Source organism: Streptomyces sp. NPDC053431 (genome assembly GCF_044544925.1).
Classification (GTDB): domain Bacteria; phylum Actinomycetota; class Actinomycetes; order Streptomycetales; family Streptomycetaceae; genus Streptomyces.
Genome location: NZ_JBITXX010000001.1, coordinates 952,160 through 965,070, shown reverse-complemented (window position 1 = coordinate 965,070; position 12,911 = coordinate 952,160). Strand labels below are relative to the sequence as shown.

The 12,911-nt window shown below is 73.4% G+C and carries 11 protein-coding genes; 6 read left to right on the top strand and 5 right to left on the bottom strand.

Annotated elements, in window-relative coordinates; all coding sequences use genetic code 11:
• Nucleotides 1–2: 2 nt before the first annotated feature.
• Nucleotides 3–482: a septum formation initiator family protein gene (locus ACIGXE_RS04265; protein WP_399743760.1), complete on the bottom strand. Its 480-nt coding sequence runs from the start codon at nt 480–482 to the stop codon at nt 3–5.
• Nucleotides 483–529: 47 nt separating this feature from the next.
• Nucleotides 530–1,489 (bottom strand): 16S rRNA (cytosine(1402)-N(4))-methyltransferase RsmH, encoded by a 960-nt coding sequence (rsmH, locus tag ACIGXE_RS04260; protein WP_399742737.1) that lies wholly within the window; start codon nt 1,487–1,489, stop codon nt 530–532.
• 326 nt (nt 1,490–1,815) lie between these two features.
• Between rsmH and ACIGXE_RS04255 the strand changes: the two genes are divergently transcribed.
• The 4 genes from ACIGXE_RS04255 to ACIGXE_RS04240 all read left to right on the top strand — a co-directional run bounded on the left by ACIGXE_RS04255 (nt 1,816) and on the right by ACIGXE_RS04240 (nt 7,363).
• Nucleotides 1,816–2,367 (top strand): beta-class carbonic anhydrase, encoded by a 552-nt coding sequence (locus ACIGXE_RS04255; RefSeq protein WP_399742734.1) that lies wholly within the window; start codon nt 1,816–1,818, stop codon nt 2,365–2,367.
• Nucleotides 2,368–2,580: 213 nt separating this feature from the next.
• On the top strand, nt 2,581–3,609 hold the full coding sequence (locus ACIGXE_RS04250; RefSeq protein WP_399742731.1) for an AAA family ATPase: 1,029 nt from the start codon (nt 2,581–2,583) through the stop codon (nt 3,607–3,609).
• Nucleotides 3,609–4,964 (top strand): DUF58 domain-containing protein, encoded by a 1,356-nt coding sequence (locus tag ACIGXE_RS04245; protein WP_399742728.1) that lies wholly within the window; start codon nt 3,609–3,611, stop codon nt 4,962–4,964. Before ACIGXE_RS04250 ends, ACIGXE_RS04245 begins: the two co-directional genes overlap by 1 nt.
• Complete coding sequence (locus ACIGXE_RS04240; RefSeq protein ID WP_399742726.1) at nt 4,961–7,363, top strand: DUF3488 and DUF4129 domain-containing transglutaminase family protein; 2,403 nt, start codon at nt 4,961–4,963, stop codon at nt 7,361–7,363. Before ACIGXE_RS04245 ends, ACIGXE_RS04240 begins: the two co-directional genes overlap by 4 nt.
• A gap of 181 nt (nt 7,364–7,544) precedes the next feature.
• Here ACIGXE_RS04240 and ACIGXE_RS04235 read toward each other — a convergent pair whose 3' ends face one another.
• From ACIGXE_RS04235 to ACIGXE_RS04225, 3 genes are all read right to left on the bottom strand, one after another.
• Nucleotides 7,545–7,943: a DUF3040 domain-containing protein gene (locus tag ACIGXE_RS04235; protein WP_376629355.1), complete on the bottom strand. Its 399-nt coding sequence runs from the start codon at nt 7,941–7,943 to the stop codon at nt 7,545–7,547.
• Nucleotides 7,944–8,262: 319 nt separating this feature from the next.
• A complete protein-coding gene (locus tag ACIGXE_RS04230; RefSeq protein ID WP_399742723.1) occupies nt 8,263–9,051 on the bottom strand; it encodes a methyltransferase in 789 nt (262 codons plus the stop codon).
• A 72-nt stretch (nt 9,052–9,123) separates the two neighbouring features.
• A complete protein-coding gene (locus tag ACIGXE_RS04225) occupies nt 9,124–9,654 on the bottom strand; it encodes an SAV_6107 family HEPN domain-containing protein (protein WP_399742720.1) in 531 nt (176 codons plus the stop codon).
• A gap of 170 nt (nt 9,655–9,824) precedes the next feature.
• On the opposite strand from ACIGXE_RS04225, the gene ACIGXE_RS04220 reads away from it, so the two are divergent.
• Both ACIGXE_RS04220 and ACIGXE_RS04215 read left to right on the top strand, forming a co-directional pair.
• Nucleotides 9,825–10,850: an ATP-binding cassette domain-containing protein gene (locus tag ACIGXE_RS04220; protein WP_399742717.1), complete on the top strand. Its 1,026-nt coding sequence runs from the start codon at nt 9,825–9,827 to the stop codon at nt 10,848–10,850.
• Nucleotides 10,822–12,909: a YhgE/Pip family protein gene (locus tag ACIGXE_RS04215; protein ID WP_399742714.1), complete on the top strand. Its 2,088-nt coding sequence runs from the start codon at nt 10,822–10,824 to the stop codon at nt 12,907–12,909. Before ACIGXE_RS04220 ends, ACIGXE_RS04215 begins: the two co-directional genes overlap by 29 nt.
• Nucleotides 12,910–12,911: the final 2 nt, after the last annotated feature.

The window sequence follows — 12,911 nt, the reverse complement described above, 5'->3', positions numbered from 1 at the left end:
GATCACCTGCCGGAGATCGTCGGGGCGGGCGCGGTGGTGTTCGGTGTGTCGGGGCCGGCCGACGGCTTCGACGCCGGCGGCCTCGGCGCCTCCGCGGCCTTCGTCGGGCCGCCCGGCGCCGCGGGCGTGCGGTCGGCGGCCGGGGTGGGCCGGGGCGAGGGCTTCGGGGAGACCGCCTCGGAGGGCACGCCGCGGACCGTGCCGTCGGGGTCGAGGAAGGCGGGGCTGCCGCCGGGCACCATGCCGAGCTCGCGGGCGCGCCGCTCCAGGGCGTCGGGGGCGGAGCTGTCGTCCACGTCCCGCTGGAGGGCCTGCTCCTCGTCGGTGAGCTCGGTGGTCTTCCTCTTCAGCTCGCTGAGCTTGAAGGAGCCCTGGTTGAGGGCGGAGTTGAGCAGCAGCAGGGTGATCAGACCGCCGCCGAGGAGGAGCACGACGAGCAGGACGAAGGGGGTGCGGGCCGCGGTGCTGGGTCCGGACGGCATGAGCCGGCCGAGCCGTGCGGCCCGCCCTTTGAGGGGCCCCTGTTTCGTCACTCGGCCTCGTCCTCCCTGATCCGCTGTGCTCCCCTGAGACGCGCGGGGGCCGCCCGGCGGTTCTCGGCCACCTCCTCCTCGGTGGGGAGTTCGGCGCCGCGGGTGAGCAGCTTCAGGCGGGGCTGGTAGCGCTCCGGGACGACCGGGAGGCCGGGCGGGGCGGTGTTGGCGGCGCCGGCCGCGAACACCTGCTTGACCAGCCGGTCTTCCAGGGAGTGGTACGAGAGGACGGCGATCCGGCCGCCGACGGCGAGGGCCTTCACGGCCGCGGGGATGGCCCGCTCCAGGACCGAGAGCTCCCCGTTGACCTCGATGCGCAGCGCCTGGAAGGTGCGCTTGGCCGGGTTGCCGCCGGTGCGCTTGGCGGCCTGCGGCAGGGAGTCGCGGATCAGCTCGACCAGGCGGGCGCTGTTGCTGAACGGCTCCTTCTCGCGCTCGCGCACGATCGCCGAGACGATCCGCTTGGCCTGCTTCTCCTCGCCGTACGCGCGCAGGATGCGGACGAGCTCGCCGGCCGGGTAGGTGTTGAGGACCTCGGCGGCGCTGATGCCGGTCGTCTGGTCCATGCGCATGTCGAGCGGGGCGTCCTGGGCGTAGGCGAAGCCGCGGTCGGCCTCGTCCAGCTGCATGGAGGAGACGCCCAGGTCGAAGAGGACGCCGTCGACGCGCGGGATGCCGAGCCGGTCCAGGACCTCGGGCAGCTCGTCGTAGACCGCGTGCACGAGGGTGGCGCGCTCTCCGTACGGGGCGAGCCGCTCGCCGGAGAGGCGCAGGGCCTCCTTGTCCCGGTCGAGGGCGACGAGCCGCGCCTCGGGGAAGCGGCGGAGCAGCGCCTCGCTGTGTCCGCCGAGGCCCAGGGTGCAGTCGACGACGACGGCGCCGGGCTGCTCGAGGGCGGGCGCCAACATGTCCAGGCACCGCTGGAGCATCACCGGGACGTGTCGGTCGTTGCTCAATGCGCCCTCTCAGATCCGGCGGGGACAGGCACCACCGGCGAGCGGAAGGGCCGAGCCGTGGGTACCGCCGCACTTACGGGGAGAAACGGCAGAAATCGCGCGATGTCTCCGTGAACTTCGCGCCACTTTAGTCCACCGCAGGGGCCGGTCAACCAACCGGCTGGCGCGTCGCGCGCCCCGCCGGGAACGACCGCACGATTCGCGCCGTTCACCCGGTCGGCCCCGTTGTCTACGGCCTGTGGGTTGCCTCACAACAAGGTTCATTGACGCTCTTTGTCCGCTCTCACAGCAGGCTTGGGCAGCCCGAGACCATTACCGTCGGAGACATGTCGACCTCTGCGCACACCTCAGCCGACTCGATACGTACGGAGAGCGCGGTCACCGACCGTCTCGTCCAGGCCAACCGGCGTTACGCCGCCGACTTCACCGACCCCGGAATGGACGCGCGCCCCGTGCTGCACGTCGCCGTGGTCGCGTGTATGGACGCCCGCCTCGACCTGCACGCCGCGCTCGGCCTCCAGCTCGGCGACTGCCACACCATCCGCAACGCGGGCGGTGTGGTCACGGACGACGTGATCCGGTCGCTCACGATCAGCCAGCGCGCGCTGGGCACCCGCAGCGTGATGCTGGTGCACCACACGGGCTGCGGTCTGGAGTCGCTCACGGAGGACTTCCGGCACGAGCTGGAGGACGAGGTCGGCCAGCGGCCGCCCTGGGCCGTCGAGGCCTTCCGGGACGTCGACCAGGACGTCCGGCAGTCGATGCAGCGGGTGCGCACCTCCCCGTTCCTGCTGCACACCGACGACGTGCGGGGCTTCGTCTTCGATGTGACGACGGGTCTGCTGCGCGAGATCGATCCGGCCGACGCGGCCGAATAATCCGCCGTCAATCCCGGTCCGGGCCGCCGATACGGTCCGGACCGGGCTCGGCACAAGGCCACAAACCCCGGCAATTCGCCCGGAGTTATCCACAGGCGCACCGCAGGCAAGTGACACGACCCGGTCACGCCAACAAGAATGCACGGGTGACACCCCCCGGCCCATCCGCCGGGGGCAGGTGTCTGTGCTGCGGAAAGGGCCGAGGAGGGCCGGGTGACGACCTATGACGATCGAGCGAGCCTCACAGATCTGACCACCACAGCGGAGCGGGTCCGCAGGTCGGTGGAGGGTGTGATCGAGGGCAAGCCCGAGGTCGTACGGCTTGCGCTGACCGTGCTGCTCGCCGAGGGACATCTCCTCATCGAGGACGTCCCGGGCGTGGGCAAGACGATGCTGGCCAAGACGCTGGCGCGGTCCATCGACTGCTCGGTGCGCCGTATCCAGTTCACGCCCGACCTGCTGCCGTCGGACGTCACCGGTGTGTCGATCTTCGACCAGCAGCGGCGCGAGTTCGAGTTCAAGCCGGGCGCGATCTTCGCCCAGATCGTCATCGGCGACGAGATCAACCGGGCCTCGCCGAAGACCCAGTCCGCGCTCCTGGAGTCCATGGAGGAGCGCCAGGTCACGGTCGACGGCCAGACCTACGAGCTGCCCAGCCCCTTCATGGTGGTCGCCACCCAGAACCCGGTGGAGATGGAGGGCACCTATCCGCTGCCCGAGGCGCAGCGGGACCGCTTCATGGCCCGGGTCTCCATCGGGTACCCGAACGCCGAGGCCGAGCTCAAGATGCTCGACGTCCACGGCTCGGTCTCCCCGCTGGACGACCTCCGGCCGGTCGCCCACGCCCATGACGTCCTCAAGCTGATCGAGGCCGTGCGCGCGGTGCACGTCGCCGACGCCGTCAAGCGGTACGCGGTGGACCTCGTCGCCGCCACCCGCGCCCACCCCGACCTGCGGCTGGGCGCCTCCCCGCGCGCCACGCTCCACCTGCTGCGGGCCGCCAAGGCCTCCGCCGCGCTGAGCGGCCGGGAGTACGTGCTGCCGGACGACGTCCAGGCGCTCGCCGCCCCGGTGCTCGCCCACCGGCTGCTGCCCACCGCGCAGGCCCAGCTGGGCCGCCGCACGGCCGAGCAGGTCGTCAACGACATCCTGCAGCGCACGCCCGTCCCGGCCACCGCTCCCCCGGTGCAGCAGCCCGGACCGCTCTACGGCCAGCAGCAGCCCGGCGCCCGGCGGCTGTGATGGGCACCGCCGCCGCTCCTCATCAGGGGGGTCCGGACGACGGCGACCGGGGCAGTCTGCGGGCCGCCCTGGGCGGGCTCACCACCCGCGGCCGGTCCTTCCTCGCCGCCGGGGTCGCGGCCGCGCTCTGCGCCTACGTGCTCGGCCAGGCCGATCTGCTGCGCGTCGGGCTGCTGCTCGCCGTGCTGCCGCTGATCTGCGTCGTCGTGCTGCACCGCACCCGGTACCGGGTCGCGGGCAGCCGCCGGCTCGCCCCGCAGCGGGTCGAGACCGGCGCGGAGACCCGGGTCCACCTGCGCGTGGACAACGTCTCGCGGATGCCCACCGGCCTGCTGATGCTCCAGGACCACGTGCCGTACATGCTGGGCGCGCGCCCGCGCTTCGTGCTCGACCGCGTCGAGGCGGGCGGCCGCCGCGAGGTGTCCTACCGGGTCCGCTCCGACCTGCGCGGACGCTTCCCGCTCGGCCCGCTCCAGCTCCGGCTCAACGACCCCTTCGGGATGTGCGAGCTGACCCGCTCCTTCCGCGCCTACGACATGCTGACCGTCATCCCCCGCACCGAACCGCTGCCGCAGGTGAAGCTGGCCGGCGAGTCCGCCGGATACGGGGACGGGCAGCAGCGGTCCCTCGCGCTGGCCGGGGACGACGACATCATCCCGCGCGCCTACCGGCACGGCGACGACCTGCGCCGGGTCCACTGGCGCTCCACCGCGCGCTACGGCGAGCTCATGGTGCGCCGTGAGGAGCAGCCGCAGCGCGCCCGCTGCACGGTGCTCCTGGACACCCGGGCCATCGCCTACGAGGGCGCCGGGCCGGACTCCGCCTTCGAATGGGCCGTCTCCGGCGCCGCCTCCGTGCTCACCCACGTTCTGGAGCGCGGCTACGCGGTGCGGCTGCTCACCGACACCGGCAGCAGCGTGCCCGGCGAGGGCGCCGAGGGCTTCGCCGGCTCCGGCCACGACTCGGGGGACGCCGCCGGACTGATGATGGACACCCTCGCGGTCGTCGACCACTCCGACGGGGCCGGGCTGTCCCGCGCGTTCGACGTGCTGCGCGGCGGTCACGAGGGCCTGCTCGTCGCCTTCCTCGGCGACCTCGACGAGGAACAGGCGGCGCTCGCGGCCCGGATGCGGCAGCGGGGCGGGGCGGCGATCGCCTTCGTGCTGGACTCCGGGACCTGGCTGACCGGCGGCGCCGTCGCCGGTGCGGTGGAGGACCGGCTGCGGCGGCTCCGGGAGGCCGGGTGGCAGGCGTACGCCGTGACCCCGGGCGTCCGGCTCGCCGATCTGTGGCAGCAGGCCGGCGGGGCGGCCGCGCAGGCCCCCGCGGCCGACACGTACGGAGGTTGGTCATGAGCGGGCGCACGCGGCTGACGCTCGCGGCCTTCGGCGCGACCCTGGCCGCGTCGACGGCACTGCTGCCGCTGGTGAAGCCGGCGACCTGGATCTTCACCGCGGCGCTCCTGCTGGGTCTGCAGAGCGCGGTGGGCACGGTGACCCGACGGGTGCCGCTGGCCCGCCCCCTGACGATCGCCGCGCAGGCCGTCGTCACGCTGCTCGTGCTGACCCTGGTCTTCGCGCGCGAGCAGGCGATCCTGCTGGTGCTGCCGGGGCCCGACGTCTTCGCCGCCTTCGGGACGCTCTTCCAGGCCGGCGTGAACGACGTCGGCACGTACGCGATCCCGGCGCCGAACACACCCGGCATCCGGCTGCTCCTCGTCACCGGCGTGGCGGCGATCGGGCTCCTCGTGGACGCGCTCGCGGTGACCTTCCGCAGCGCGGCCCCGGCGGGACTCCCGCTGCTCGCCCTGTACTCGGTGGCCGCGGGACTGTCCGGCGGCGGCGCGGGCGGGCTGTACTTCCTCCTCGCCGCGGCCGGTTATCTGCTGCTGCTCCTGGCGGAGGGCCGGGACCGGCTCTCCCAGTGGGGCCGGGTCTTCGGCGGCGCCCAGCGCTCCGGCCGGCCCGGTTCCGCACCCGGCGACGGCGGTCCGGCGTTCGCGCCGGCGCGCACCGGGCGCCGGATCGGCGTGGTCGCGATGGGCATCGCCCTCGTGGTGCCGTTCGCGCTGCCCGGGCTCAGCGGGGGCGTCTTCGGCGGCGGCAAGGGAGAGGGCGAGGGCAGCGGCGGCAAGGGCGGCACGATCTCGGCGGTCAACCCGCTGGTGTCGCTGCAGAACAACCTGCGCCAGCCCGAGGACCACGAGGTCCTGCGCTATCGCACCAACGCCACCGGCACGAGGAACCTGTATCTGCGGCTGGTCGCGCTCGACCAGTTCGACGGCACCGCCTGGAAGTCCTCGGTCCGGCCGATCGAGGACGTGCCCGAGGACCTGCCCTGGCCGGCCGGCCTCTCCCAGGAGGTCCCGACCACGCGGATCACCACCAACCTCGTCGCCTCCTCGGGATACGACCAGAAGTGGCTGCCCATGCCGTACCCGGCGGCGAAGGTCTCCATCGGCGGCAGCTGGCGCTACGAGCCGGCGGGCCGGATGCTCGTCGGCGACAACGGGCAGAACACCCGCGGCGCCCGCTACACGGTGACCAGTCTCGACGTGCGGCCCACGGCGGAGCAGCTGGCGGCGGCCCCGGCCGCACCGGACGAGCTGCGCCGCGAGTACACCCGGGTCCCGGCCTCCCTGCCCGCCGACGTCCGCTCGACGGCCCTGGAGGTCACCCGGGGCGCGCGCAACGACTACGAGCGGGCGGTGAAGCTCCAGGACTGGTTCGCCGAGGACGGCGGCTTCCGCTACGACGTCGAGGTCACCTCCGGCACCGGGGTCCAGGCGATCTCCCGCTTCCTGAAGGACAAGGAGGGCTTCTGCGTCCACTTCTCCTTCTCGATGGCGGCGATGGCCCGCTCCCTGGGCATCCCCGCCCGGGTCGCGGTCGGCTTCATGCCGGGCACCCCGCAGTCCGACGGCTCCGTCTCGGTCGGCATCCGGGACGCGCACGCGTGGCCCGAGCTGTACTTCGAGGGGGCCGGCTGGACCCGCTTCGAGCCGACGCCCTCGCGCGGAACGGTCCCGGACTACGCCCGTGAGCAGTCCTCGGGCGGCGCGTCGACCCCGTCGGCGCAGCCCTCCACCAGTGCCTCGGCCCAGCCGTCGGCGATGCCCAGCAGCTCGGAGAGCTGCCCGCCGCAGATGAAGCGGCTGGGCGAGTGCGGGCCGGACCAGGCCGCGGGTGGTGCGGCCTCGGACGACGGCGGCCTGCCGCCGTACGAGATCGCCCTGATCTGCGCCGGGATCCTGCTGCTCCTCGGCCTCCCGCTGTTGCCCCTGCTGTGGCGCACACGGGTACGGGCCAGGCGCCTCGGCCCGGCGCCCGACCCGGTCACGCGGGTCCTGGCGGTGTGGCAGGAGATCAACGACCTGGCCTGGGACCACGGCGTGGCCCCGGACGAGTCGCGGACGCCGCGGCGGACGGCGGCGCGGCTCATCCGCGAGGCCGAGCTGCCGCAGGACGCCGCGGACGCGGTGCACCGGGTGGCCCGGGCCGTCGAGGAAGCCCTCTACGCCCCGCGGCCCCGTCCGGCCACCGGTCTGACGGAGCAGGCCGCCGTCGTCCGCCGCGGCTTCCACAGCGTGTCCTCCCGCCGCACCCGGCTGCGCGCGCTGCTCGCGCCGCGTTCGGCCGCACGGGTGGTCTGGGCGACGCGGGAGCGCACGACGGCGTTCAGGAACGCCTGGTCCGCGAGGACCCGCGCGCTGCTCGCAACGGTCTCCCGCCGCCCGTCCCGCGACGCGAGCTGACGCACGGGGCGGCCCCGTTCCTCAGGTCGCGTCCCCAGCCCCTCGTCCTGGGCCCGCCGCGCGGCGGGCCCAGGACGAGGGCGCGGTGGAGCCCTCGGGAAGAACGTCGTGGAAAACATTCGTGGGCCCGCGCCGATGGCGCGGGCCCACGAATCTCAGGTCGTCGTCCGAACGGGGGCCGTCAGTGGGGGCCGCCCTGCTGTTCGTCGCGGCGGCGCTGCCACCGCTCTTCGATGCGGTTCATCATCGAGCGTCGCTGTCGGGTCTGCCGGCCGCCTCCGGCGGCCCCCCGCACGTGCTCGCCCGGCTTGGGCGCCTTGCGCCAGCCGGTGACCGCCAGGACCGCGCAGCCCAGCATGACGAGGAACCCCACCACGCTGATCCAGATCTGCTGAGCGACCATTCCGGCCATGAGGAGCGCGATACCCACCAGGAAGCCGGCGACTGCCTGGTAGACCCGTCGCCGGGTGTACGTACGCAGTCCGCTTCCCTCGAGCGCTGTCGCGAACTTGGGATCTTCGGCGTACAGCGCTCGCTCCATCTGCTCGAGCATTCGCTGCTCGTGCTCCGAGAGCGGCACGGAGTCCTCCTAGTCGTCGGTCGCGGGGGCGACCGGTTTGCGGCCCTTTCAGGATAGGCAGGGAATCGCCCCCGTGAAACCCGCCCTCAATGCCAAATCGCCAATCCGGGCCGCCATGCGGTTCGGATGCTGAGGCCTTGATTCCCCAGCCCCCTGCCCGTCATGCCGGATCGTGTCTCCCGATCATACGGGGACAAGTCTCCGTCCGGGCCGTCTGTGGCGTACTCCATCTGCGGCTGCGCCGCTGCTCAGCGCATACGGCCGTGCCCGGGGCGAAGACCCCGGGGCACGGCCGCACGCGTGGTCGGACGACGACCGGTCAGGCCCGCTTCTCGCCCAGGACGTGCAGCTGGGTCGCGATCGCGTGGAAGGACGGCAGCTCGGCCGCCGCGGCTTCCAGGCGCAGCAGGGCGTCGGCCGCACCGGGCTCGGTGTCGACGAGGACGCCGGGCACCAGGTCGGCGAAGACCCGGACGCCGTGGACGGCGCCGACGTCGAGGCCGGCGGCCCCGGCGAGCTCGGTGAGCTGCTCGGCGGTGAAGCGCCGGGGCACGGGGTCGCCCTCGCCCCAGCGGCCCGACGGGTCGCTCAGCGCGTGCCGCGCCTCGGTGAAGTGGCCGGCGAGGGCCCGGGCCAGCACGGCGCCGCCGAGCCCGGCGGCGAGCACGCTGAGGCTGCCGCCGGAGCGCAGCGCGGCGGCCGCGTTGCGCACGCCCTCGGCCGGGTCGTCCACGTACTCCAGGACTCCGTGGCACAGCACGGCGTCGAAGCCCTCGCGGTCGACGACGTCGAACAGGCCGTGGATGTCGCCCTGGACGCCCTGGACCAGGTCGGCGACGCCGGCCTCGGCGGCCCGCCGCTCCAGGGCGAACAGCGCGTTGGGGCTGGGGTCGACGACGGTGACCCGGTGGCCCAGACGGGCCACCGGCACCGCGAAGTTCCCGGCGCCGCCGCCCGTGTCGAGGACGTCGAGGCTCTTCTTCCCCGTGGCCTCGGCCCGGCGGTCCAGGGCGTCTTGGAGGACGTCCCAGACGACGGCGGTACGCAGGGAGGCGCGCGACGGGCGCGAGGTCGCCTCTCGACCGGAGACGGGAGAAGGGTCCGACACGGCTGCTGACTCCTCGGTGACGGGTAACGAACGTCCGGCCCCCACCCTATGGCCTCGGACGGAATCCCCTGGTCATCCCGTGGCTTCCCGCCCGCCCGGCTGCCGGGGCAGCACCGGCTGGAGGACGAGCAGCCGCTCGACCAGGCGCAGGAACACCCCGGCGGCCCGCCGCAGGTCGTCGGCGTCCCGACGGCTCGCGGCCCCGGCGATCCCGGCCTCGGCGCGGGCCCGGCGCTCGGCGCCGGCGGCGAACAGGGCGCTCCATTCCGTGAGCTCGGGGGCTATCTCGGGCAGCACCTCCCAGGTGCTGCGGATCCGGGCCCGCTTGCGCGGGTCCCGCTCGGGCCGCCCGCGGGCGGCGAGCACGGCGGCGGCGGTGCGCAGGGCGGCGAGGTGGGCGGTGGCGTACGCCTCGTTGGGCACGTCGAGCGCGGCGGCCTCGTCGAGTCCGGCCCGGGCCTTGGCGAGCAGGTCGAGGGCGGCGGGCGGTGCCGAGGTGCGGCGCAGGACCGGGTGGATGTCGGACGCGGGTCCGAGCTGGGCGGGGGCGGGGCGCGCGCCGGTGCGGCGCCGGGGCGTGGCTGCGGCGGAGTGGCCGGCCATGACGAGCCTCCTGTCGTCGGGTGACGGCGCTGTGGCCGTATGTGTTCATCGTGCACGCCCCCACTGACAATCCCGTTTGAGCTGGTGTTTTGCGCTCAGGAGAACTGAGGGGTAACTTTTTGAACTGACTGGTCAGTTCAAAAAGTTCCGAAGAGTTCCCAGGGGGGATCGTGGAAGCGAACCCGGACGAGCCGCACGGCGCCGCCGTCGTCGCGGACGGATTGGGCCTGAAGGGCCCGCGAGGGTGGGTGTTCCGCGGGATCGGCCTCCAGGCCGGGCCCGGCAGCCTCGTCGCGATCGAGGGCCCCTCCGGCTCCGGCCGGACCTGTCTGCTGCTCGCGCTCACCGGCCGCATGAAGACCACGGAGGGTCACGCCGAGGTGGCCGGCCTCCCGCTGCCCCGCAAGATGGCGGCCGTACGCCGGATCAGCGCCCTCGGCCCCGTGCCGGGCGTCAGCGACCTCGACCCGGCGCTCACCGTCGCCGAGCACCTGCGCGAGCGGGCCCTGCTGCAGCGCCGCTTCGACGGCTCCCTCAAGGCCCTGCTGCGCGGCCCGGCGGAGCGCTCCGCCGCCTCGCGGGCCCGGATCGACGAGGCCCTGACGGCCGCCGGGCTCGACCTCGCCACGCTGCCGAAGGGCGACCGGACCTCCGTACGTGACCTGGAGCGCCTGGAGGCGCTGCGTCTGTCGGTCGCGCTGGCCCTCGTCGCGCGACCCCGGCTGCTCGCCCTGGACGACACCGACCTCAAGCTCTCCGACGCCGACCGCGCCGAGGCCTGGGCCCTGCTGCGCTCCGTCGCCGCGTCCGGCGTCACCGTCCTCGCCGTGTGCAGCGAGGCCCCGGAGGGCGCCCTGCGCGTCTCCACCGCGACGAGGACGGCCCGTACGGCCGAGGGCACCCCGGCCACCGGAGCCGCCGCGCAGGAGAACCCGGCCGGGGACGCCGACGACGCCGAGGCGGCAGCCCCCACCGAAGACGCCACGAACGAGGACGGCACCTCCGGCAAGCCCGCGGACACCGGCACCACCGGCAAGACCGCGGCCACCGGGGACACCAGCGACACCGCGCAGGCCGCGGACACCGCCACCACCGGCGACACCGCGAAGACCGCGGACACCACCACGGACACCGCGAAGACCGCGAAGACCGAGAAGGGGGAGGACGATGCGCTCGCCGAAGCTGGCCGCGCTTGAGCTGAAGCGGTTCGGCAGGGGGAAGCTCCCGGCGGCCGCCATGGTCGCGATCCTGCTGCTGCCGCTCCTCTACGGCGCGCTGTACCTGTGCTCCTTCTGGGACCCGTACGGCAGGCTCGACAAGATCCCCGTCGCCCTGGTCAACGAGGACAAGGGCGCCACCGCCGGCGGGCAGAAGATCACCGCGGGCGCCGACATCACCGAGAAGCTGCGCGAGAGCGCCGTCTTCGAGTGGCACGAGGTGAGCGACGAGAAGGCGCGCCAGGGCGTCGAGGACGGGACGTACTACCTGTCCCTGACCATGCCGTCCGACTTCAGCGAGCGGATCGCCTCCAGCTCGGGCGCCTCCCCGGAGACCGGCGCCCTGAAGGTGCGGACCAACGACGCCAACAACTACATCGTCGGGCAGATCTCCCGTTCGGTCTTCTCCGAGGTGCGCACCGCCGCCTCCACGAAGTCCGCGCGCACCTTCCTCGACAAGATCTTCATCTCCTTCTCCGACCTGCACGACGCCACCGCCGAGGCGGCGAAGGGCGCCGGTGACCTCAAGGAGGGCGTCGACAAGGCGAAGGCGGGCTCCAAGAGCCTGGCCGACGGTCTGAAGGACGCCAAGAAGGGCAGCGGCGAGCTGTCCTCGGGCATGAAGAAGCTCGACAAGGGCGCCAAGGACCTGGAGGCCGGCTCCCGCAAGGTCGCCAACGGCACCCAGCAGCTCGCCGACAAGGTGAACGGCACCGCCGACAAGGTCCGCCCGTACCTGGCGAACAACGGCAAGTCGATCCGTGACTCCGCCCGGCTCGTCTCCGACTCGGCCACCGCCGTCCGGCACAACCTGGACGACCTGGTGCGCCGCGCGCCGATCGCCCGCAGCGCCGCCCACGTGGCCGACGACGAGCTGTCCGCGTACTACCGCAAGCAGTGCGTGAACAACCTGCTCCCCGACACCAAGGGCTGCGAGATCCTCAGGAAGGCCTCGGTGAGCGCGCACGACGTCGCGAAGATCGCCGACGACCTGAACGAGCTGACCAAGGACAGCAAGGGCGACCTGAAGACCCTGGACGCCCGGCTCGCCAAGCTGAAGAAGGACGCCGACGAGCTGGCCCGGCGCGCGCCCCACCTCGACGAGGACGTCGAGGGCGCGATCAGGAAGATCAACGAGCTCAACAAGGGCGCCCACCAGGTCGCCGACGGCGCCGACCGGCTGCACACCGGCCTGACCAGCGCCCGCACCGGCGCGGGCAGCCTCGACACCGGTGTCGGCAAGCTGAAGAAGGGCGCGGGTCAGCTCGACGGCGGCCTGTTCAAGCTGGCCGACGGCTCGGGCGAGCTGGCCACCGGTCTCAGCGACGGCGTGAAGAAGATCCCGGACTACGACAAGCAGGACCGTGACCGCCGCACCGAGGTGATGGCCGACCCGGTCAAGCTCGCCGCCCAGTCGATGCACAAGGCGCCCAACTACGGCACCGGCTTCGCCCCGTACTTCATCCCGCTCTCCCTCTGGGTCGGCGCGATGGTCGCGTACATGATCATCCAGCCGCTGAACCGGCGCGCTCTCGCCGCCGGCGCCTCCGCCTGGCGGATCGCGCTCGCGGGCTGGCTGCCGGTCGCCGCGATCGGCGTCCTCCAGGTCGGCGCGCTGATGTCCGTGCTCCACTGGGGCCTCGGCCTGCAGATGGCCAGGGCCGCCGGCACGGTCGGCTTCCTCGTCCTGGTGACCTGCTGCTTCGCCGCCATCATCCAGTGGCTCAACGCCCGGTTCGGCGCGGCAGGACGGATCCTGGTGCTCGCGGTGCTGATGCTCCAGCTGACCTCGGCGGGCGGCACGTACCCCGTGGAGACCAGCCCGGGCTTCTTCAACGCCATCCACCCGTACCTGCCGATGACCTATGTCGTCGAGGCGCTGCGCCGGCTCATCACGGGCGGCGGGGCCGGACCGGTCTGGCAGGCCGTCGCGGTCCTCGGCGCCTTCACGGCGGGGGCGTTGGCCCTGACCGCCCTCTCCGCCCGCAAGAAGCAGGTGTGGACGCTGGACCGGCTCCACCCCGAACTGTCTCTGTGAGA

Bases quoted from the DNA above. Each gene is read 5' to 3' on its own strand.
- ACIGXE_RS04240 (WP_399742726.1), top strand. From the start codon at position 4,961: ATGAGCGGGCGCACGCGGCTGACGCTCGCGGCCTTCGGCGCGACCCTG.
- ACIGXE_RS04215 (WP_399742714.1), top strand. From the start codon at position 10,822: ATGCGCTCGCCGAAGCTGGCCGCGCTTGAGCTGAAGCGGTTCGGCAGG.
- ACIGXE_RS04245 (WP_399742728.1), top strand. From the start codon at position 3,609: ATGGGCACCGCCGCCGCTCCTCATCAGGGGGGTCCGGACGACGGCGAC.
- ACIGXE_RS04265 (WP_399743760.1), bottom strand. From the start codon at position 482: ATGCCGTCCGGACCCAGCACCGCGGCCCGCACCCCCTTCGTCCTGCTC.
- ACIGXE_RS04225 (WP_399742720.1), bottom strand. From the start codon at position 9,654: ATGGCCGGCCACTCCGCCGCAGCCACGCCCCGGCGCCGCACCGGCGCG.
- ACIGXE_RS04255 (WP_399742734.1), top strand. From the start codon at position 1,816: ATGTCGACCTCTGCGCACACCTCAGCCGACTCGATACGTACGGAGAGC.